The 22347-nt window shown below is 55.8% G+C and carries 18 protein-coding genes; 8 read left to right on the forward strand and 10 right to left on the reverse strand.

The window, feature by feature from the left end; genetic code table 11:
- Nucleotides 1-180 precede the first annotated feature (180 nt).
- Nucleotides 181-2172, forward strand: coding sequence for a helix-turn-helix transcriptional regulator (locus BLT96_RS09235; protein WP_172825005.1), 1992 nt, complete (start codon nucleotides 181-183; stop codon nucleotides 2170-2172).
- 95 nt (nucleotides 2173-2267) lie between these two features.
- Here BLT96_RS09235 and BLT96_RS09240 read toward each other — a convergent pair whose 3' ends face one another.
- Nucleotides 2268-5222, reverse strand: coding sequence for a helicase C-terminal domain-containing protein (locus BLT96_RS09240; protein ID WP_090863764.1), 2955 nt, complete (start codon nucleotides 5220-5222; stop codon nucleotides 2268-2270).
- Nucleotides 5223-5231: 9 nt separating this feature from the next.
- On the reverse strand, nucleotides 5232-6203 hold the full coding sequence (locus tag BLT96_RS09245; protein ID WP_090863766.1) for a D-alanine--D-alanine ligase family protein: 972 nt from the start codon (nucleotides 6201-6203) through the stop codon (nucleotides 5232-5234).
- Nucleotides 6204-6313: 110 nt separating this feature from the next.
- Here BLT96_RS09245 and rlmN point away from each other — a divergent pair, with 110 nt between their 5' ends.
- Nucleotides 6314-7393 carry a dual-specificity RNA methyltransferase RlmN gene (gene rlmN, locus BLT96_RS09250; RefSeq protein ID WP_090863768.1) on the forward strand — a complete coding sequence of 360 codons (1080 nt, stop codon included), beginning with the start codon at nucleotides 6314-6316 and terminating at the stop codon, nucleotides 7391-7393.
- A 312-nt stretch (nucleotides 7394-7705) separates the two neighbouring features.
- Here the strand turns inward: rlmN and BLT96_RS09255 are convergent, their stop codons facing one another.
- The 8 genes from BLT96_RS09255 to rpmH all read right to left on the reverse strand — a co-directional run bounded on the left by BLT96_RS09255 (nucleotide 7706) and on the right by rpmH (nucleotide 13941).
- Nucleotides 7706-8581, reverse strand: coding sequence for a ParB/RepB/Spo0J family partition protein (locus tag BLT96_RS09255; protein ID WP_090847256.1), 876 nt, complete (start codon nucleotides 8579-8581; stop codon nucleotides 7706-7708).
- Nucleotides 8574-9374, reverse strand: coding sequence for a ParA family protein (locus BLT96_RS09260; protein ID WP_090863770.1), 801 nt, complete (start codon nucleotides 9372-9374; stop codon nucleotides 8574-8576). The genes BLT96_RS09255 and BLT96_RS09260 overlap by 8 nt, the downstream gene beginning before the upstream one ends.
- 115 nt (nucleotides 9375-9489) lie before the next feature.
- The gene (gene rsmG, locus BLT96_RS09265) at nucleotides 9490-10239 is read right to left on the reverse strand and encodes a 16S rRNA (guanine(527)-N(7))-methyltransferase RsmG (RefSeq protein WP_090863772.1); all 750 of its coding nucleotides are present in this window, start codon (nucleotides 10237-10239) and stop codon (nucleotides 9490-9492) included.
- Between the two features lie 1565 nt (nucleotides 10240-11804).
- Nucleotides 11805-12347: a Jag family protein gene (locus BLT96_RS09270; RefSeq protein ID WP_090864326.1), complete on the reverse strand. Its 543-nt coding sequence runs from the start codon at nucleotides 12345-12347 to the stop codon at nucleotides 11805-11807.
- Nucleotides 12348-12453: 106 nt separating this feature from the next.
- A complete protein-coding gene (locus tag BLT96_RS09275; protein WP_090847023.1) occupies nucleotides 12454-13209 on the reverse strand; it encodes a YidC/Oxa1 family membrane protein insertase in 756 nt (251 codons plus the stop codon).
- A gap of 21 nt (nucleotides 13210-13230) precedes the next feature.
- Nucleotides 13231-13443 carry a membrane protein insertion efficiency factor YidD gene (gene yidD / locus BLT96_RS09280; RefSeq protein WP_090847027.1) on the reverse strand — a complete coding sequence of 71 codons (213 nt, stop codon included), beginning with the start codon at nucleotides 13441-13443 and terminating at the stop codon, nucleotides 13231-13233.
- 29 nt (nucleotides 13444-13472) lie between these two features.
- Entirely contained in the window at nucleotides 13473-13799 is a 327-nt protein-coding gene (gene rnpA / locus BLT96_RS09285; protein ID WP_090863774.1) for a ribonuclease P protein component, read from the reverse strand.
- Nucleotides 13800-13806: 7 nt separating this feature from the next.
- Nucleotides 13807-13941, reverse strand: a complete 135-nt coding sequence (rpmH, locus tag BLT96_RS09290) for a 50S ribosomal protein L34 (protein ID WP_090847031.1) — start codon at nucleotides 13939-13941, stop codon at nucleotides 13807-13809.
- A gap of 381 nt (nucleotides 13942-14322) precedes the next feature.
- Between rpmH and BLT96_RS09295 the strand changes: the two genes are divergently transcribed.
- The 6 genes from BLT96_RS09295 (at nucleotide 14323) to gyrB (ending at nucleotide 22313) form a co-directional block, all read left to right on the forward strand.
- Entirely contained in the window at nucleotides 14323-15432 is a 1110-nt protein-coding gene (locus tag BLT96_RS09295; RefSeq protein WP_090863776.1) for an ATP-binding protein, read from the forward strand.
- Nucleotides 15433-15595: 163 nt separating this feature from the next.
- The gene (locus tag BLT96_RS09300; protein ID WP_090863778.1) at nucleotides 15596-17146 is read left to right on the forward strand and encodes a chromosomal replication initiator protein DnaA; all 1551 of its coding nucleotides are present in this window, start codon (nucleotides 15596-15598) and stop codon (nucleotides 17144-17146) included.
- Nucleotides 17147-17384: 238 nt separating this feature from the next.
- Nucleotides 17385-18488, forward strand: coding sequence for a DNA polymerase III subunit beta (gene dnaN / locus BLT96_RS09305; RefSeq protein WP_090847038.1), 1104 nt, complete (start codon nucleotides 17385-17387; stop codon nucleotides 18486-18488).
- Nucleotides 18489-18490: 2 nt separating this feature from the next.
- Complete coding sequence (gene recF, locus BLT96_RS09310) at nucleotides 18491-19579, forward strand: DNA replication/repair protein RecF (RefSeq protein WP_090863780.1); 1089 nt, start codon at nucleotides 18491-18493, stop codon at nucleotides 19577-19579.
- On the forward strand, nucleotides 19572-20174 hold the full coding sequence (locus tag BLT96_RS09315; RefSeq protein WP_090863782.1) for a hypothetical protein: 603 nt from the start codon (nucleotides 19572-19574) through the stop codon (nucleotides 20172-20174). Before recF ends, BLT96_RS09315 begins: the two co-directional genes overlap by 8 nt.
- Before the next feature lie 129 nt (nucleotides 20175-20303).
- Nucleotides 20304-22313 (forward strand): DNA topoisomerase (ATP-hydrolyzing) subunit B, encoded by a 2010-nt coding sequence (gene gyrB / locus BLT96_RS09320; RefSeq protein WP_090863784.1) that lies wholly within the window; start codon nucleotides 20304-20306, stop codon nucleotides 22311-22313.
- The last annotated feature ends 34 nt before the right edge of the window (nucleotides 22314-22347 follow it).

Raw genomic sequence — 22347 nt, forward strand, 5'->3', positions numbered from 1 at the left:
CCAGGCAACGATTTTCTGCTAGTACTCCATCGTCTGAGTATACGTCTTCTCTTCCCGCGTTTCCCAAACGCGCATAACCTACCCTATATTGGAGGGTAATCAAGCGGCCAAAGGTCGTCCGGCACTGCGCTCGGCCAAAACGCGTACATGGTGCAGGTATCTGCCAGGGAAAGTGGGAACATGGCAAGGCAAATCAAGGACACTGCGGAAGACGAGTTTGACGAGCGCAACAGCGACGACATCCAAGCCTTGCGGCTGTCTTCCCTCATGATCGGCCTCGCGGCCAGCAGAGTGCCCATGCCAACGGTGACCATCCGCTCCCTTTACTACCCGGGCATCGACGAGCAGGCTTTCTTCAAGAAGTTCCAGCGTGACAGAAAGATGCTTTCTACCTGCGGCGTCGCCGTGGTTGAGTCTGGGCGCAACTCCAGCGGGGCACTGTGGGCCATCGACGCGCAGGCAACGTTCGCGCAGGCGCAGGAGCTCACAAGGCGGGATGCAGCGTTCATCGACGTCGCGTGCATGCCGCTCGCAAACGATCCCGCGTTTCCGTACCGGGACGAGCTCACCCTCGCGCTCGCAAAGATAAACCGCAGGTACAATACAGTGGTGACGCGCCGCGATACCGCTGGCGGCAAGGCGTGGGACTCGACCCTCGCAGATCTTCTGGACGCGCTGCAGTCACGTCACCCCATAGACGTACGCTACCAGCCAAAAGACGCTGCCGAGAAGGACTACTGCCTCGCCCTTTACGGCTCCTTTGGCTTCAGAGAGCAGACGTACTTCGTAGCATGCGAGTACGACAGGGGTTCTCGCGCCATAGCATCTGCCCCACGAACGTATCGCCTCGACCGCTTCCGCAAGGTAAGGGCAATCGCCTCGCGAACGTACACGGTTCCGGAAGACTTCTGCATAAGCGACTTCGTTAGGCTGCCGTTCCAGATGAGCGAGGCCACGTTGCACGCGTCCTTCTCGCCCCTTGGCATGGCAGGTAAAGACGCCTACCTTCGCACATCAGGCGTGACAGAGCTTACCGCGCGAGGCTACGCGATGGAGGACGGCACCATACGGGATGTGCCCGTAGCAAACGAGCAGGTAGCAGCCGCGTGGTCAATCGACGCCGGTGTCGTGCCCATGGAGCCGGAGTCCCTGGTACAGGCATATCGCGGCATTCTGCTATCAGCAAGCGATTGCCAACCGCAGTCCCTCGACCCCTGGCTGGCGGCAGGAAAGGCACATGCAAGTAATGCCCGTCCTCGGCGGCGCGGCCGCAAGGGAGGAGTGCTCGAGGCGCGGCAGCTTTCCGCCCTCATTGGCTCGCTGGATGAGGAGGGTGCCACCATCAGCGCAAACGTGGTGGCACAGCGCCTGGGTTGCACTATCGCGCACGCAAAGCACCTGCTCAGCCTCCTGATTGACGCCTCGGACGAAGAGAGCCTCAACAGGCTGCCCCTCGCCACGGATGACGACATGAGCGAGGCGGTGCTCCTGTTCAACACCATCGCCGGAAGGCCCATTCGCCTTACGCTGACAGAGTCGGTAGCGCTAATCGCAGCCCTGCTACTCGCGGGAGTTGAGCCCCAAGACCCCCTCTTCCAAAAGCTTTCGCAAAGTCTGTCCGCAGCCATCGGCGACGCACCCACCGTTGCGAGCCTTGTGGTAGCCCGGCAGGAGCCTTCCAGTCCCGAGGCCCTTCCCACCTGCGCGGATGCCATAACCAACAGGCGCATCATCTCGTTTAGGTACACATCCACCACCGGACAGCACAGCAGGCGCCTTGTAAAGCCGAGCTCGATATCCCACCGGGACGGGCAGTGGTACCTCGAGGGCTACGACCTTTCGCGCTCCGCCATGCGCAACTTCAGGATAGACCGCATGACAGACGTCACAATCGCGAAAGACCACGCCAACGTGCCAGAAATCGCACCTGACGGGACGCCGCAGCGCACTATCAACTTCGTTCTTCTCGACCAGGCCCTTGCCGATGCGCTCCCGTGGAACCAGACGAGCTTCACACCACTAGCCTCAGGAGCAACGCTGGTGCGCTGTCCCTACTTTGGCGGCACGTGGCTTCCCCGCAGGCTTGCGGCGTGCGGTGGCGCAATCGCGATTGACGACGCAGACATGTGCAAGCTCGTGCGTCAGTATGCCAAGTCCGCGCTGCAAGCGTAAAGTGGCGCAAAGTCGCTGGTCATCACCCTTGTTGCGTTAGCTTGCACATAGTTTGCGGGTGCCCGCGCATCCCAGCGCAGACACCCGCAACATTCCTACTCGTGTGACTTTCTCCACATCTCTATGTATCTGCCAACGTTGTCGCGTTCCAGCATGGTGCCGGAAGTCTTGGGCAACGACGTCAGAAACTGCCGACCGTAGCGCTTCGTCACCAGCCTGGAGTCCGCAAGCACCAGAACGCCGCTGTCAGAAGCGCTGCGTATCAGTCTTCCGGCTGCCTGCTTCACCTCGATGACGGCCTCGGGCAGCGAGTACTTCCACCACGCGCGATCCTCGCGACGCTCGCGCTCACGTACAAGCGGGTCGCGCGGGCTGGCAAACGGCAGCTTGGGAATCACCACGCAGCGCAGCGTGTCCCCAGAGGCGTCGAACCCCTCCCAGAACGACTTAAGCGCCATCAGGGAGCGGCTCTTATCTGCCAGGAAACTTTCGCGGAGGCGTCGGGGAGAAGAACCCCTTTCCTGGCAGAGGACCTCAAGCCCAATGCCGGCAAGCCTTGGCTTGAGCGCCTCGTAGGTAAGCTCCATGTCCCTTCTGTTCGTGAACAGGGTGAGCACGGACCCCTCCATGGACCTGTGCACGTCAAACAGCAGGTCACACAGGCTGTCGAGGTAGCGCGGGTCGTTCGGCTGGGGCATGTCCTTCGCAACCACCACAGACATGTGCGAGTCATAGTCGAAGCTCGAGTCAAGGCGCACGTCCTTGTGCATGTCCTTACCAAGCCTATCGAGCCCAACGGCGTGGTCAAAGTGATCGAAGCTCTTTCCCACCGCGATGGTTGCGGAGGTGAACACCACGCTCTGCATCTCGGGCAGCCAGCGCTCGCCCAGGTCGGCACCAATGTCGAGCTTCTCTGCCAGCAGCTTTTCGGAAGACATGTCCTTCTTGCGGCGCGCCACTTGCGCGGAGTACACGTACGTCTCGTCCGTGCCCTCCACAATCAGTCGCAGGCCGTCCTTGAGCTCGCCCAAAAAGCGGCCGGCTTCGTTCAGGTCCGCGCCAAGTTGAGGTGCGACCTTGTTGAGTTCCTCGACCGCGGAGCGCACGTCCTTCTCGGCCTCTTCAAGCTTGTCCGCCGCTGCGTGCCCCGCCTCGGAAAGCGACGCCCACTCCGGCGTGGCGCGCGCCTCCTCATCAAGCCACACCGTAAGGCTGTCGTATCCGCCACCAGGTCCCGCGACCTTCGCAAGGTCGTGGAGCGCAATAAGCATGTCAGACATTGAAACTTGCGCTCTCGCAGACGATGCAGCACATTTGGTGAGGAGCCTTATAAGAAGCGTCGACCCCTCCAAGCCCGTGGCCTTCGTCATAACGTTGTGAATCGCGCCCGTCTTCGAGCCACCAAGCAGTTCGAATCCCGTGCGGGCACGCTCGCCGGAAACCTCCACGGCCCACTGCCGGCGGGCCTCGGCCTCAAAGCCGTGCGCCTCGTCAACCACCCAGTTCCTTACGGGCGGCAGAATCTTTCCGTCCATGTCGATGTCGCGCAGCAGTAGCGAGTGGTTCGTAACGACGACGTCGCTCGACGCAGCGCGGCGCCTTGCCCCGTGTACCAGGCACTCGTTCGGAAAGTACGGGCACTTTCCGCGCAGACACTCGGCGGGCGTCGTGGTCAGAAGCGGCCGCGGAACGTAGCGCCACCTGATGCCAAGGGCGTCCAGGTCGCCGTCGGGGGACTGGCAGCTAAACGCATACGTCACCGCAAGCGCCGTCAGAACGTCCTCCTCCACGGCTGCAAGAGACCTGCCAGACTGTCCCAAAAGCTCCTCTGGCAACTCGTTTCGCGCCGTCTGGTCCATCCTATGCAGGCAGGGATAATGGTCGTAGCCCTTAAGGCTCGTGAAAGAAACCCCTCCCAACACGTCGGAAAGCGCGGGAAGCTCATGGGTCACAAGTTGATCGGTGAGCGCGTTGCTCTTCGTGGCAACGCCAACGGTCACGCCGTTGCGGCGCGCAAAGTCAACCTCGGGAAGCAGGTAGGCCATGGATTTTCCAACGCCCGTACCCGCCTCTATCGCACGATGCGTCGAGGTAGCAAGCGCATCCCTTACCTGCAGAGCCATTTCGACCTGCTCCGAGCGCGGCTCGTAACGCTCGTACAACCTCGGCACCACCCCGTCCGGACCAAACGCGGACCTCACCTGGTCCTGGCTCATCACCTCAAGGCGACCGCTCTTCTCGGCCGCATCGCCGCGCGGCTCCACAGCCCCCTCCGCAAGAAGCTCATGCCGCCGCTCCTTCAAAGAGAACGGAGCGTCCACGTTATCCTTTTGAAGCATGACGTGCTTGATAATCGGCCTGAACGACCACTCAACGTCCTCGTGCATCTGGGCGAGAAGGACGAGCATGCCAGCCGGCAGGTCACTTAGGCCAAGCAGCAGAATGCGCCACATGCCGCAGAGGGCGTCCACGTCGGCCATCGCCCTGTGCGTGACGGAATCGCACCCAAAGGCCTGCGCCATGTCCGAAAGCCTGTGGGACCGCAGACGCGGCAGGGCAATCCTGGAGAGTGACAGCGTGTCGATCCAGTTGTCTGTAACGTCCCGCCCGCCAGACACGCCCTCGATAAACGTCCTGTCAAACGTCGCGTTGTGCGCAAGGACCGGCGATCCGACAACAAACTCGGACAGGGCGCGAACGGCCTCCTCGGCAGAGGGGGCGTCCACGACGTCTACATCAGATATGTGCGTAAGGGCAGTTATTTCCTTTGGTATCGGTCCGTGGGGGTGCGCGAAGGTCTGGAAGCGATCCACGACTTCCCGTCCGCTCAGGCGCGCTGCCGCAATCTCGATGAGGTCGCAGTTTTTGAACGAGAGCCCCGTCGTCTCGGTGTCAAGAACGACGACGTCTTCCTCAAGCGGGCCGAAATCTGTCGTAAGCGCCCTTTCCTCCAGCGAAAGATACCTTTCCCTAACAGAGGAGGGCGTCCCCGGCATGAGGAGTGACTCTACGGTCTTCAAGGGGGCCTTGGTCGCTTCTGCCTTTGTCATTCAGTGCACCTACTCCTTGTCCTCAGCGTGCGCCTCGAGGGCGAATTCCACAAACATACGGCAGAGCTGCGGAAACTCGATACCGTCGTGTCGCGCGGAGTCGGGAAGCAGGCTCGACTCGGTCATGCCGGGAATGGTATTGGTCTCGAGGATCACCGGCGTGCCGTCTGCCTTGACGATAAAGTCACTCCTGGATGCACCCAGGCATCCAAGCGCCTTATGGGCGCGAACGGCAAGCTCCTGAGCCTTCTTGTAGGGACCTTCCGGCAGGCGCGCCGGGATGACGTGATGGAGCGCGGAAGGCTCGTACTTCACATTGCTGTCATAAAAGTCCGCTCCGGTCACAATCTCGATAATCGGGAGGGCACGCGCGTCCTCGTTACCTATGACCGGTACGGAAATCTCGGTACCCTCGATGCACGACTCCACCAGCACCCGGTCGCCCTCGGCGCCGGCCTTCTTTACGGCAGCAGCAATCTCGCCTGCCTTGGTCACGCGGGTTACGCCATAGCTAGAACCGTTCGCAGCGGGCTTCACGAATATAGGGAGGCCCAGCTTCTCTACCAGCTTTTTAGCTGCCTCATCGTCAATTTCGGCATCACACGCCACGTCAACGCCCTCGGGTACGGGTATTCCCGCGGAACGATATATAGATTTTGCAACTTCTTTCTCCGTACCCGTCGCAGATGCCAACACGCCGGAGAACGTATAAGGAATATGCATAATCTCAAGCATACCCTGTATACATCCATCTTCTCCGTAGCGACCGTGCATGGCAACGAACGCTACGTCGTACCCACCGTTCGCAAGTGACGTCACGAAGTCGTCGGCAGCCACATCCAAAAAATCGACGTTCTCAAAACCAGCGCTGCGCAAAGCCTTCTCGCAGGCTTTTCCCGACTGCAGAGAAATCTCTCTCTCGTCAGACCAGCCACCTGCGAGAACGGCAATCTTGTATTGTGTAACGTCGGTCTTCTCCATCTTAGACTCCTTAACATGCCGCGCTGTGCGGTAGTATCAACTCGATAGGCGAGATAACTCAGAAGAGGATACTCCACAAGCACAACCAGACTCAGGCGAGGTCTCAAATCATGCAAGATGACAACACTAGACAGCCAGACCAGAAGACAACAAACCGCCCAGACATTCACTCACTTTCGCATAAGGATCTATTAGCACTTTTTGAGGAACTGGGTCAGCCCAAGTTCCGTGCAAAGCAGGTGGAAGAGTGGGTCTGGGAGAAGAACGCATCATCCTTTGACGACATGACAAACCTGCCCAAATCCCTTCGCGCAGCCCTCTCTGAGCGCTGTTCCATGGGAGGGGTCGAAGAGGTTGTAAAGCAGGTATCACAAGATGGAAGTAGAAAGTACCTGCTCCGTTATAGCGACGGCGTTTCGGTCGAGTGCGTCGGAATGCCCAGCCGCGGAAAGCTTGCCGTATGCGCTTCTTCGCAAGCTGGATGTGCCATGGGCTGCGCCTTCTGCGCAACCGGTGCAGCCGGCTTGACGAGAAGTCTCACCGCGGGAGAGATCTACGAACAGGTTATGCACGTTCGAGATGATTTTGATACACGTGTCACCAGTGTTGTGATGATGGGTCAGGGTGAGCCCTTCATGAACTATGATGCGGTGCTTGGTGCACTGCGCAAGCTCAACTCCCCAGAAGGAGCAGGAATTGGAGCGCGGCATCTAACCGTGTCTACCTGTGGCGTGATACCCATGATCAAGAAGTTTGCAAATGAGCCCGAACAGTTCACGCTAGCCGTTTCACTGCACTCGGCTGTTCAAAGGACTCGCGATATGCTCATGCCAGGAGTCAAGAAATACTCACTCCTTCACCTCTACGACGTCATGGGCGAATACGTAGACAAGACGGGCAGAAGACCTACTTACGAATACGCGCTCATTAGGGGCGTCAATGACACAGAGGAGGAGCTTGCGTCGCTCTGTGACTTCTGCCGCAGCAATCTTGCTCACGTAAATCTGATTCAGCTCAACAATGTCAGAGGCTCAAAGTTTCAGCCAACTTCAGAGGCTCGAGCTCAAGAATTCATAAGACGCCTAGCAAGTGTTGGGGTGGAGGCTACAATACGTAATTCAAGAGGTTCTGATATTGACGCTGCCTGTGGTCAGCTTCGGCAAAACGTAGAGCGTGCTTTGAGACGTTAGTTCTTTTACTGGTATCTTAGTGAGTGCAAAAGCGGGGGCTGGAAACTATTGATTCCAGCCCCCGCTTATTGCTCAGTAACCAATGGCGCGCCATTGTTCTATTACGTTATCTTCGAATACGGGCTCTGCATTCTGATTGCTGTCGCCTTGTGTAGCTATCGCATCTCGGATGTTCTTTGCGAATTGACCAATCTGTTTCCCAGTCGCTGAAACTGATGAACGCGCTTCATCGTTCAAGAGTGCATACCAACTTACGCATGCGCCTGCCATGACTATTGCTGTCGACAGAAGAGCTGCTTTCCATCGTCTCAACTAGTCACCTTCGCCTTCTGAGCTCGAAGACAACATATCAACTATTCTTGCTAGGTCATCTTCAGTGGTGAACTCGATCTCAATCTTGTTTCTATTTCTGAGCTTCTTAACCTTAACGTTCGTATTCAGAACAGTCCTGAGCTGTCTCGCAGCACGTTTGTATGAAGTTGGCGTTGGTTCCCTCGTTGTGGATGTCTTTTCAGTATTCGTGTCAGAAAACAATGGGGCCATGTTTTCTGTCTGTCTTACCGTAAGATTCTCTTGGACTACTTTCTCCGCCAGTCGAATTTTTCCCTCTACTCCAGCAACAGCAAGAATTGCGCGTGCATGACCCGCTGTCAGCTTGCCTTCAAGCATCATTTGCTGCACTTCGTCTGGCAAATCTAGCAATCTCAAAGTGTTTGCAATAGCAGACCGTGATTTAGACAGTGCTTGACCAAGCTGCTCTTGTGTTAATCCATCTTGCTCAAGTAGTTTTCTGTATCCTTGAGCCTCTTCTATAGGATTAAGGTCAGAGCGCTGAAGATTTTCAATGAGAGCGAGCTTAAAGACCTCTTTGTCAGAGATTTCTTTAATATTGACTGGAATCTCTTTGAGTCCAGCTAGTTTTGCTGCCTGATATCTTCTTTCACCAGCGACAATTTCATAGTTCGAGCCGGTCTTTCTCACGAGAATGGGTTGTAGCACACCGTTTTGTTTAATAGAGTCAGCCAGTTCCTCTAGTGCTTCTTTATCAAATTGTTTTCTGGGTTGGTCTTTATTTACCTTGATTTTTGAAATCGGTAAGCTTGCCTCAGGTGAAATAGCACTAATTTCAGCATCGGCGCTACCCATCAATGATTCTAACCCTTTGCCAAGACCGCCCTTTCTAGCCACGTCGCGTCACCTCCTTAGCCAGCTTCATATACGCGAGAGATCCCTTGCTTACATGTGCGTACATGGTAATTGGTAGACCATGCGAGGGGGCTTCTGATAATTTTACATTCCGCGGGATTATCGTTTTAAACACTTTTCGACCGAAGTATTTTGTAACCTCTTCCACTACTTGTTTTGACAAAGTTGTTCGTGCGTCATACATGGTCATAACTACGCCAAAAACGTCCAGGTCAGGATTTAGTCTGGCTTTCACCATTTTCATTGATTCAAGCAGCTTAGTCACACCTTCGAGTGCGTAGAACTCACACTGAATTGGTATCAGGAGAGAGTCTGCCGCTACGAGTGCATTGATAGTCAATAAGCCGAGTGATGGGGGACAGTCGATGAAAACGTAGTCAAACTGGTTCTTAATTGGATCAAGAATGCTTTTCAAGATGCTCTCGCGTGCCATGGCGGAGACCAATTCGATTTCCGCGCCTGCAAGCTGAATAGTTGCAGGTACTACAAATACGTTTGGTTCTACAGTGTCCGCAATTAGGTTTTCTATTGGGTAATCTTGTAGCAGTGCGTCATAGACATCGTACTCTAGCTCTTCTTTTTCGATTCCATAGCCGCTTGTTGTGTTTCCCTGAGGATCTAAGTCGACAACAAGACACTTCTTCTTGTTTTCACCGAGCGCAGCGGATAGATTCACGGCAGTCGTAGACTTTCCTACACCGCCCTTTTGGTTGATTATTGCTAGTACCTTTGCATCTCTATCAGGAAATGCTCTTTTTACATCTTCAAATCCCAAGGTTCCTCCATCCAGACAACTGTTTCACGTGAAACATTGTATCTAGTCCAGACCTTCTTAGCTATCCTTTAGGACTAGAAAGGATTTTGAGGCGTGTATTGTTTCACGTGAAACGTTAATGGTGTTTCAGGTACAAAGGCTCAGACTTTGCTAATCCGTTTCTCCTAGGTAGATTTACCTTCGAATCTCTCTCTCGAACATACGTAAGAAGTTCTCTATGCCCTGATTCTTCTGGCAACTCAAATGTTTCACGTGAAACAAGCCTCATACCGCAGATCTTTGCTGTGATTTGAGCGTGTTCGATTTCATCATCCGACATTCGACCTTTAGAGAAAATTGCCTTACCGTTTTTCATAAGGAAAGGAGTTGCATACTCAATAAGTGTTGACAGCTGAGCGACAGCACGAGCCGTCACATACTCAAACGAACTAAATTGCTTTAGAGCAAGTTCTTCAGCGCGACTCTTAATACATTCAGACTTAGAATCTAGACCAAGTTCATCCACAAAACTCTGAAGTACGCGTACTTTCTTACCAACTGAATCTATCATCGTGACATTAACTGAAGAACAAATATCTATTGGAATACCTGGATACCCAGCACCGGTTCCGATATCCAACAGTCTGCCACGCGATTCCCTCATACCTAAATCAGTAGCAATATATAGTAGAGAATCAACAATGTGAAGATTGATGCCATCACGTACAGACGTGATTCTCGTTAGGTTAACAGACTTATTAGCTTCAATAACCAGATCAAGGTGCCTTAGCAGATCACGTGCTTCTGAATCACTAATTGTTACTCCATATAGTTGTGCTTTCTGCTTTATGTCGTTAAAGTACTTCTCTTCACTATCTTGAATCATGTTGTTCCTTCGATATGACAGAATTTCCCGTAGCAAGATTTATTGTCATGACATCAAATACGATCAGACGTTAGGAATTAAATTCTACAGCCATACCCTTGGCATATCGACATCGCAGACACTGCATTCTCGAAGAAGGTAGACATTGGCTGTACTACAGGTGAGTCCGGCCAAAAATCAAAGTCTTGTAATCACATTAAGGGAGTCTTGTTGAAAACCTAGGTGTCTTTATGTCCACATATTTGCGACAAGCGTCAGAACGGGTCTCAGACATTGGGAAGTACATCCAACTACCGTTACCTAATAAGCTGTATGTATTGCAATTCAGATCAAATGATCGTTAATCATACGTACTCGCTCATGCCAATACGGGCCTCAAAGAGCTGATCGATGCGAAAGAAACTCTCCTTAGGATGTGCAGCAAGCACGCTACATTACGTTTTGTCTTACACAACAGCGTTTGAAAATGTCAGAGCGCTTCAGGACGAGAATCATCCGGGCAAGTTTCATCAAACGGTGCTCAAATCTTGAGTCTTCTGGCGGCTAAAACTCAGATTCAACGCTGCATCCAGTATCCTTACGTTTCATCCCTATCACCACAGGCGTCTTCATTGCACCCAACTCATCTATTGTCCGGGTACTCATAAGAGCAACGTCTCGTTCTCCGTGGACAAGAAGACTAACGCATCTGTCTCACTTGAGCCCCTTCAGAACACCTGGAACAAATCGTCATTGCAAGAGATGCTTCTATATACGGAGTACGAAATAGAACGGAAGATGCCGTATTGTCGTAAGCACTATTGAAAACTCTTCTGATTAGTTACCGCTTGCGAATTGAGAGTCCCGTGCGATCAGCACAAGTCAAACGTCCAACACGAACCCTCTCTCCAGTCACACCACAACATGAGGGGTGTCATCTCAATGTTGCACAATTGCAGGGCCACATGCTTGCTAATGTTCGTATTACTCGAGAGGATGTCTGAGAACTCTTACTCCGATACACTTCCTAACGCCTTAGCCTTGCTGCTATCAATTGCGTAGATGAAGCGGAACGCTTCAAGGGGTTACAGCGCTCTCATTCGCCATTAGTCTTTCAATCCCATCAACATGCGGGTTCTCACCTCCGCATCTCAGCTATTTGAAGCTTCTCATACTGAACTTGTCGTGCTATTACCTCTGGCATATGGGCTTATCCAGGTCCGAGACCATTTACAAAGCTCAATACAAATCAACCTGTTTATTAGGCCTTACAAGGCTCTCTTCGTCTTTGTTGCCATCCGGCTTCACTCTGCCTCGCCAAATCACATTGAAATACATACGAGCCCGTATGGCACAGCTGAAACCGTTCGTTTCTGTGCCATACCAATATTCGCCATCCACCCAGAAACGTAAGCCAGAGTAACCTTCACCCAAGAAGGAAGGTGCTCCGACGTATCGTTTGAATGTTATCCACTCACTGGTCGAGTGTCCTATATCACATCGGACAAGAAGTATTGCTGTCCGATGAAAAAGGAGACCACCCTAGAGCGGTCTCCTCACATGTTTCCAATCTTTATGAAGTGACGTTATGCTTTCACGTAGGTAACAATTACTCTACGCTCGGGTTCGTTCCCCTCGGAATGCGTAGTCACCTCGTCGTCATCAATAAGCGCCAGATGTACTATGCGACGGTCATAGGCATTCATGGGAGCCATCGCAACGCGTCCATGCTGCTTCTTCGCCCGCGCCGCGGCCGAACGAGCAAGCTCCGCGAGCTTCTCACGACGGCGGCTCTTATATCCCTCGATATCAACGACGATCGGATAGTGAAACTTGAGTCTGTTGCTCAGATAGGAAGAAACGACCATTTGGAGGGCATCCAACGTCTTGCCGTGCCTACCGATGAGAACCGCAAGGTCACCACCACTGATGTCCAGAATGAGTTCGCCCTCGTCGCCATCATACTCGTCGATAGAGATGTGCTCCTCGCCAAAGAAGCCGAGCAGCTCTCTGATGTACGTCACGGCGACGTCAGCAATCTTGTCGACCTCCTCATCAGTGAGGTCGACGTCGCTCTCGAAGTGCTCGCGAATGCTCGAGAACTCATCCTCAATCACAGGAGCCTGCATCTGCTCGCTCTCTTCAGAAGAGACGCTCTGAACGTCCTCCACGTGTTACCTCCACAAACGATAGCGCGACCCGTCCCATAGGGCCGCGCAGCTAAGTCTACTAATACTAGTTCTTCTTGTGCGGACGCGGCTTGCGCTCTTTGCGAACAACGTCGACCTGGACACCCTGGTTTGCAAGCTTGGCCTCGGTCTCGGCCTTGACCTTGTCCATGACCCTCTGGGTGACGATCTTCTGCTGGGCTACCTGCCAAACGGCAGAGGCATCGTAATAGAGAAGGACGGCACCAGGAACGGTCCAACCAAACCAGAGCATCATCGCGGCCATGACGACACCCATAACCAGGGTCTGCTGACGCTGCTCATCCGGGGTGTTCTGCAGGTTCATGACCATGGGAATGAAGGTGAGAATGCCAAACAGCACGTCGAAGATGATGTACACCGCAGCGACGCCAATGCCCTTCTCCATTGCCTGCGCGGCAGACATCCCAAGCGACGGCATGATGTTGAGGAAGTGCGCGGAGGCGGGAACCTGCTTAGCGACAGTGAAGAGCGCGAAGAAGACAGGCATCTGCAGGAAGATGGGGAGACAGCCCCCAAGGGGGTTGAACTTGTTCTCTGCAGTAAACTTACGAAGCTCCTCTGCCTGGCGCTCGGGGTCGTCCGCATACTTGTTCTGAATCTCCACCATCTTCGGCTGCAGCGCCTGCATTCTTGCGCTCGAGGCCGTCGACTTCGTCATGAGCGGCATGACCAGGAGTCGGATGATGATGGTGAGAATGATGACGGCAACACCCCAGTCGCCGCTGAAGTCGGCGAGCCACTGCAGTATCTGCATCAGGAAATTAATAAACCAGTCCCACATGGATTCCTCCGGTTGTCAAAGCTAGGGGACAGGGTCATAGCCGCCTTTGTGAAATGGGTTGCACCGCAGGATTCTTTTAAAGGCGAGCCACGAACCTCTTAGGGCACCGTACTTGCCAATGGCCTCGAGGGCGTATTGGGAGCAAGACGGCTCATAGATGCAAGACGGCGGGAACAGCGGGGAAAGGTACTTTTGGTAGCCCCTTATCAAGGCGAGAAGAACTCTCTTAACCATATGGCAAGCCCTTCTCGCCCGCGCCGTTTTTAGCCGTTAATGCCACAACGCTTGAGAAGGCTACGCAGCGCCTCAGACACCTCGTCCGGAGAGCTTTCGTGCGTCGCCTTCGTCGCAAACAGGATGATTCTTGTGCTTTGGGCTGGCAAACTGCATGCGCGCGCAGCCTCGCGGAGCACCCTCTTGCACCTGTTTCTATAGACCGCGTTGCCCAGTCGCTTAGGTGCGACGAAGGCGACCTTTCCCAAGTCGCCTTCGTTGCACTTTAGAACTGTAGCTCGGACGAGTCTGTGGCTGACTCTCTTCCCGCCAGAAAAGACCTCTTCAAAATCTCTTTTAGATTTGATGGTCTCCATGGCGTGCCTAGACGGTAAGCCTCTTGCGGCCCTTGGCGCGGCGGCGAGAGAGAACGGCGCGGCCACCCTTGGTTGCCATGCGAGCGCGGAAGCCGTGGGTCTTTGCGCGCTTCCTCTTGTTAGGCTGATAAGTACGCTTCATTTTTAAATCCTCCCGAGGATCAACATATAGGACCAATAGCGTCAAGCTACAAGATTGTAGTGAACTGTCAGGCGAAATGTCAATTTCCCTCTGCTAGAGACCACAATTTGCTCCCCAAGGCGAAGGGCGGTGGATGCGCGACCTCCATTCAGGCTATGTTGAATGAAATTCATCGAGCATGATTTCATCGATACTTCAGTGTTATCTGCGGTTTTGTTACTGAATGATGCTATGATTTTTCACCCGATACGAACAACATCCGCCCAAGTTTTGAACATCGTTTCATCTTGTGTTGAAATCTTTCATTCGGATGTTATTCAGATTGAATAGTTTTCAACATGCGTAGATGAATTGTTTAAAACTAAGGAGAAAGGGACGAACATGCCGCGTGACTTCTACCCGTTTGTAGAGAACGCAGACGGCGAGAACGAGGCGCAGGGGACCCCCAAAACCTCCACAGATGGCGATGAATTGAAGGTGAAATACCCCGCACGCATCGCGGTATACGACGACGCGGCCGCAGCGCCGCGCGTAGTGCTCATTGAGCCGAAGGACGTGCGCTCCTACCTTGAGGAGATAACCGCGACGGTGACGAGGCTTTCCAAGGAGCAGGGCGGCAGCATCCCCTTTATGGTGATAAGGGAGATTGTCGAAAACTTCATCCACGCATACTTCCTTGAGCCAACCATCAGCATCCTGGACGGAGGCGAGACAATCAAGTTCTCCGACCAGGGGCCGGGCATCAAGTCCAAGGACCTTGCGCTCGAATACGGGACGACGTCCGCAACCGAGCCCATGAAGCAGTACATTCGTGGCGTGGGAAGCGGCCTGCCTTACGTGCAGCAGTACATGACGGACCGCGGCGGATCGCTCACCATCGAGGACAACATTTCCGGCGGCACCATAGTCACGATATCCAACGTGATTCAGGACGAACAGCCCCTGGCCGACCAGCCCGTGGATAACCAGGCCTTTGGCATGGGAGGCATTCAGAGGCAGGGTGCCATGGGCATGCAGGCCGCCCCTGCCGCGCAGGGCGGCGGGATGCCGGCGGCGATGCCCGGAATGACCGGCACAGTGCCACAGGGTATCGGCATGCAGCAGTACGGCGCGATGCCCTACGGCCAGGCGGCCTATCCGCAGGGGGGATTCGCGCCGGGATGGCCGCAGTACCAGCAGATGCCCATGCAACAGGGCCTGCCATACCAGCAGCAGGGACAATATCAGCCATACATGCAGCCCCAGCAGACTATGCCAGCCCCGCAGCTCGCGGCCTTCTCGCTCAGCGAAAGGGATGTGAGCGTGCTTTCGTACCTCAAGGCGAACCCGACAGTTGGCCCGACGGACCTGACGCACGCCTTTGGCAGCTCGCAGCCCACGTGGACGCGCGAGCTGCAGAAGCTCGAGAGGGCGGGCTTTATCAGGAAGAACAAGGGTGCCCAGAAGTATGCCCTGACCGATCTTGGCAGGACGTACGCGCAGCAGCTATAGCCCATTTACGTGCGATAACAACGGAAGCGAATCACGCACCGAGCGCGGGTTCGGCCTGAGAAACGGCGGGCGAGAAGGACTCGACCGGCGCTGAGGGTATGCACGGGCGGTTTTCATCATATAATGGGTGTACTTTTCAACATTGCAGAGGTAAATGGTAGGTATGACTACATCTCAGGAATCGGATGCGATAGCGCTGTGGCAAGACGCGTTGACGCTTCTTGCCGAACGAAACGTTGCGCCCGCGACGCTGGCGATGCTCAGGAGTTGCCAGGCGGTCTCGTTTGACGGCGAGAAGCTGACGGTGTCCACGAACATGGGGTTTGCGCAGCGCAAGATATCCCAGCAGGCACCCATGATCGAGGAATGCCTGGAGCAGGCGGCCTTCCAGCCCGTGGGCTTCGAGGTTATTCTGACGCACGACTCCGTGCGGCGTCCGGTTCAGACGGGTGCGGAGATGTCGCGCGAGGAGGTCGGGCGCATCAACACGACGGCCGCGGCGATGGAGCCCGCACCGGCAGCGGCAAACGTCGCGCCCAAGGACGCGACGGCGGCTATGGTGACCGGCACTTCTCGACCGGAGGCCGCAAAGCAACCGGTGAGCGACTTTAAGAACGAGGTCATCGACCCATCCGACTCGAAGCTCACGTTTGACCGCTTTGTGTCTGGCGAGGAGAACGAGTTTGCGTTCGACGCGGCCAAGCAGGTAGCGAACGGAGGGAACAAGAGCTACAACCCGCTGTTTATATACGGGAAGAGCGGGCTGGGAAAGACCCACCTGCTTCGGGCGATCCAGAACTACATTGCGCAGAACGACCCGTCACGGCTGTGCGTGTACCGCACGGGCACGGAGTTTGTGGACGACTACGTGAACGCGATGAACGTGGGCGACACCCCGGCGAAGGCGGCGTTGTCGCGCAACTACCAGAACGTCGACGTGCTGATTATCGACGACATCCAGAACATGCGTCGCGCGGCGGGCACTATCAGCTTCTTCTTCGAGACGTACAACACTCTCATGTCGCATGGGAAGCAGATCGTGCTTGCGGCGGACCGTTCTCCCTCGCAGCTTGGCATGGGCGACAGCAAGTTTGACGAGCGCGAGACCAGTCGCATGGACTCTGGCGTGACCGTGAGCATACAGGTGCCAGACTACGAGCTAAAGCTGAAGCTCATCAACAGTTTTTACGACACCATGAAGCAGGACGCCGTGAGGGAGCACATCCCCGGCATGACGGGGACGATATCCGAGGCGGACCGGAAGCTCATGGCGGAGAAATCTGGCACGAACATCCGCATCATCGAGGGGTTCGTGCACACCTGTCTGATAACCGCATCGCGCAAGGAGAAGCTGGGCGAGCGGCTCGACCGAGAAGACATCATAAAGATTGCCAACGCCAAATGGCCAACCGGACAGAAGACCATCACGGTCGAACAGATACAGAAGGCGGTCGAGACGTACTACGACGTTTCGCACATGGATTTGGTGGGCTCGAAGCGCAACAAGGAGCTGATGGAGCCAAGACACGTAGCGGTCTGGCTTACGAGAGAGCTTACCGACAACACGCTGGCAGACATCGGCAAGAAGTTTGGCGGGCGCAGCCATGCGACCGTCAAACACAGCATCTTCTGGGTCGATAAGACCCGCAAGGAGGACAGAATCTTCCAAGATAGGATCCAGACGCTGCAAGACGGGATAACCGACAACAGATAGGGTTCGAAAAGCTGGAAGAAATCCTGTAGAGAAGAGTCGAAAAGTGCGGCATCGTTGTAGACGGAGGTTTTCGACATACTGTGAGTGTTAACTGACATAAGGAGAAATGAAGCCGACTGAGTTGCGTTTACATTGCATTTACCTGCGGAGATTCTGACTTTTCAACTTTTCTACAAGCCTTATTATTACCACTACTTCTTTTCTATATATAAGTACCAATAACAATGGAGGGTACCGAATGAAATTCACAGTAAGCCAGTCTGCACTCATGCAAGCCCTCTCTGTGGTAGCAAAGGGAATGGCTTCGAATTCGACCCTCCCCGTTCTTTCAGGCATATATATAAAGGCGGAGGAGGGTGTGCTCGAGTTCCAGACAACAAACCTGGACATCTCGATTAGGCACAGGATCGCCGCTGATGTGGAGGAGCCGGGCGCGACGGTGGCTTCCGGCAAGATATTGACGAACATCGTGAAGACGCTCCCCGATGCAGCCGTGATGTTCGAGGGTGGCGAGAGGGTTCTGACGATTCAATGCGACAAGTCTTCGTTCCGTCTGAACACCCTCGACCCTGCAGATTTTCCCGAGTTTCCGGAGTACGACCTCGACCGGACCGTCGAGCTGCCGAGTGACCTTCTTTCCGAGATGGTGGGAAAGGTCTATAAGGTAACCTCGAAGGACACGTCGCGTCCCATTCTCTCTGGAGTGCTCCTGACCGTGGAGGACAACACGATCAGACTCGTGGCGACTGACTCGTACCGTCTGGCCGTATGCGACTCGAACGTGGAGACGAGCTCCATCCAGGAGGCGTTCGAAACCATCGTTCCTGGCAACACCTTCCACGACGTGCTGTCGCTCCCGTCCATGACGGAGAGGATTACGATCGGCACGACGAACAGCCAAGTCGTGTTTGCGTTTGGCGACACGACGTATGTCTCGCGCAAGATTGACGGGACCTTCCCCAACTACAAGCAGCTTTTGCCACCCAGCTGCAACACATCTGTCAGAATTGATGTGGCGCAGTTCTCCGCGGCGCTCAAGCGCGTGTCGGTCATCGCGCTGACGAACCCGTCCGTTCGCTTCGACATTGATCCGGACGGCAAGATCATGAAGCTTTCCGCAAGCTCGCCCGACCAGGGCGAGTCCACGGAGCTGCTTCCGGTTGAAGTCGAGGGCAACGCCATGACCATAGCGCTGAACTATCACTACGTGTTTGACTGCGTGAACGCCGCGAACGACCAGAAGGAGATCACGCTCGAGCTCCAGAGCACCATGCAGCCGGGCATCTTCAAGTCGTACTCCAAGATCAACTACCTCTACCTGCTGATGCCCGTCAGGATGTAGTCGTGGGACTGCACGTCAAGACCCTTGGCATGCGCGACTGGCGCAACTTTGGCGAGAAGAGCATCGACTTTGCCGACGGCATGACCATCCTTGCGGGGAGGAATGCCGTCGGCAAGACGAATACCGTCGAGGCGCTGCAAATGCTTACTGCCGGCGTCACGTTCAGGAAGGCGAAGCCGTCGCAGCAGGTTCGCGAGGACTGCGGCGCCGCGAAGATATCCGCAAGGCTCGAGGGCGACGGCCGCGTGATAGACGTCTCGTGCGAGGTGGAGGACAAGCGGCGCCGATTCTTCAAGAACGGCAAGAAATGCTCTTCTCAGGACCTTCCCGAGACGCTCATGTCGGTTCTCTTTAATCCCGACGACCTCTCGTTCGTGAAACGCGGCGCCTCGTACCGCCGTGATGAGCTCGATAGCTTCGGGAGGCAGGCGAATCGCGGTTATGCGAAGGTACTTTCCGCCTACCTGCGCTCCGTCGAGCAGAGAAACCGGCTTCTGAAGGAGGACTACCCCGACCTTGCGCTTCTGGATGCGTGGGACGCGTCGGTGTCCCTCGGCGGTGCGACGCTGCTTGCCGCGCGCCTGAGACTTTTTGACAGGCTCAGGCACTACCTTCGGGATATATATCGCGAGATAGCCACCGGGGAGGAGCTTGACTGCCGGTATGTCTCGTCCCTCGGCGAGGACCTGGGCGGGCGCACCCGCGACGAGCTCTGCGACCTCTTTGCAAGGAAGCTGGAAGAGGGCAGACAGGACGACCTACGGCGCCAGCAGACGCTCGTGGGCCCCCAGCGCGACGACATCGCGTTTACCATCGACGGTCGCGACGCGCGCGCGTACGGCTCGCAGGGGCAGCAGCGCTCGATCGTGCTGGCGTGGAAGATGGCCGAGGTGAGGCTGTCGCAGGAGGTTGTGGGGGAGCAGCCGCTGCTGCTTCTGGACGACGTCATGAGCGAGCTGGACGAGGACCGCCGTGACGCGATGACGAGGTTCGTGCAGTCGGGAATACAGACGGTCGTGACGACGACGAACCTGGGTTACTTCCCAGAGGAGCTGCTTTTGGACGCGAAAGTCGTGAGGATAGATGAGTAACCCCAGGCCGCAAGGCAAGTCCAAGAACTACGGCCGCGACTACGTCTTTGACGAGGAGCGCTTCAGGAACGACACGCCCCTCTCGTCCATACTGAGCGGTGCGGTGAGCACGGACATGCGCTCGCACATGACCGAGAACCAGCGAGCCCGTGCAGCGTGGTATGGCGCGAACGGGGACATAGAGCGAAAGCACACGACGGGCGTTTTTCTCGACAAGACCCCCACGAAGAAGGGGAGGGACCCCGTCCTGTGCGTGTATGTGGACTCGCACGTGAGGATGTCTGACTTCAACGCGAACAAGGAGATTTACCTCGCGCGGCTCCACGGCGTTGGGTTGCAGGTGTCTGGCGTCAAGTTCAGGCTTTCCGACGCGCGGCACATGCGCAAGGACGCGGGCGAGAAATACGAGGGCATTGGGAAGAAGCGCGCCTCCGTGAAGCTGCCCAGCCTTTCACAGGAGGAGCGGTGCCGCATCGAGGGCATGACGCGCAATCTTCCGGACGGGATTCGGGCGAAGGCGGAGAGAGCCATTGAGCTCTCGTTCAGAAGAGAACTGCTAGAGAACACGAAGAATCGTACAACGCATCAGAAATAGGCTTACAGCGCCGCTGACGTGATTTTAAGATGGCGCGACATTCCATTTTGTGTTTGGCTCAAACTAAAAGAGACCCCTTGGACTAGAATCGAGGAGTCTCTTTTTATTTCAATATAGAGGGGAAACTGAGTGGCGACAGAAGAAAGCAACTACGGTGGAAGCGAGATTAAGGTCCTCAAGGGTCTCGAAGCCGTCCGCATGCGTCCTGGCATGTACATTGGCACCACGAGTGAGACCGGCCTTCACCACCTGGTGTGGGAGATCGTCGACAACTCTGTGGACGAGGCCATGGCCGGGTATTGCAACAAGATTCTTGTCACGGTCCATCCGGACAACTCCATTACTGTCGTGGACAACGGCCGCGGCATCCCCGTCGACATGCATCCCACCGAGAAGAAGCCGACCCTCGAGGTCGTGCTCACCATCCTGCACGCCGGCGGCAAGTTCGACAACAACGCATACAAGGTGTCCGGCGGCTTGCACGGCGTCGGCGTGTCCGTTGTGAACGCGCTCTCGAAGAAGTTGATTGCGCAGGTAAAGCGCGATGGCAAGATCTATGAGATGCAATTCTCGCGCGGCAAGACCATCGAGAAGATGAAGGAGGTCGGCAAGTCCAAGACGACGGGCACGACCATCACCTTCTGGCCCGACGAGAAGATCTTCGAGACTACCGTCTACAACTTCGACACCCTGAAGAACCACCTGCAAGAGACGGCGTTCCTGAACAAGAACCTGAAGATCGTGCTGACCGACGAGCGCGAGCTCGTTCCGCGCGTGGAGGAGTTCTGCTACGCCGGCGGCATCAACGACTTCGTCAAGTTCCTGAACGGATGGAGTCCCGAGAAGAAGACGTACGAGAAGACCGTGCTTCCCGGCCTGTCAAAGCCCATCTACATCGAGGGCAAGACGGACGAGGACACCCCGCTCGCCAAGAAGGGCGAGGTAGAGGTATCCATGCAGTGGAACACCGGCTACTCCGAGCACGTGATGTCGTTCGCGAACGACATCTACACCGAGGAGGGCGGCATGCACCTGGAGGGCTTCAGGACGGCCCTCACGAAGACGGTGAACGACTACGCCCGCAGCCACAAGCTGCTGAAGGAGAAGGAGGCAAACCTTACCGGAGACGACATCCGCGAGGGTCTGACGGCCGTCATATCCGTCAAGCTTCCCGACCCGCAGTTCGAGGGCCAGACGAAGGCGAAGCTGGGCAGCTCGTACATGAGGACGCTCACGAACAAGATCGTGGCGCGCGGCCTCGCGGACTATCTGGAGGAGCACCCCAAGCAGGCTAAGGAGATCTTCAAGAAGGCCTCCAGCGCCGCTAAGGGACGCCTTGCGGCCCAAAAGGCGCGCCAGGCCACGCGACGCAAGAGCATCCTCGAATCCGCGTCACTTCCCGGCAAGCTTGCGGACTGCTCCGTGCGCGACGCGGCCATGACAGAGCTCTTCATCGTCGAGGGTGACTCGGCAGGCGGCTCCGCAAAGGATGGTCGCCGCCGAGACATCCAGGCAATCCTTCCGCTTCGCGGCAAGATTCTGAACGTCGAGCGCGTGGGCGATCACAGGGCGTTCAACTCCGACACGATCCAGAGCCTGATCACGGCGATCGGCACCGGCGTCACGACGGACGCGGGCGACTTTGACATCAACAAGGCCCGCTACCACAAGATCATCATCATGACCGATGCAGACGTCGACGGCGCGCACATCCGCATCCTGCTGATGACGTTCTTCTACAAGTACATGCGCCCGCTGATCGATGCCGGCTACATCTACAGCGCCTGCCCGCCGATCTTTGGCGTGAAGGTGGGCAAGAAGATCCACTACGTGTACCCAGACGGCAAGACGGCGGAGGAGGCTCTTCTCGCCCAGGCGATCGAGCAGTACGTGCCGCGCGACGCGGAGGGCAAGCAGCGCAAGTACACCGTCCAGCGCTACAAGGGCCTTGGCGAGATGGACCCGCAGCAGCTGGCCGACACGACGATGGACCCGAAGACGCGCATCCTGCAGAGGATCGGCATCGAGGACGCCGCCCGCGCGGAACAGGCGGTCTCGCGGCTGATGGGAACCTCCGTCGAGTACCGCAGGGACTACATCGAGAAGCACGCGAAGGACGCCCGCTTCCTGGACGCGTAGCGGCGCGAGCTTGGTTTTCACGACAGACGAAAGG

Source organism: Parafannyhessea umbonata (genome assembly GCF_900105025.1).
GTDB classification, from domain to species: domain Bacteria; phylum Actinomycetota; class Coriobacteriia; order Coriobacteriales; family Atopobiaceae; genus Parafannyhessea; species Parafannyhessea umbonata.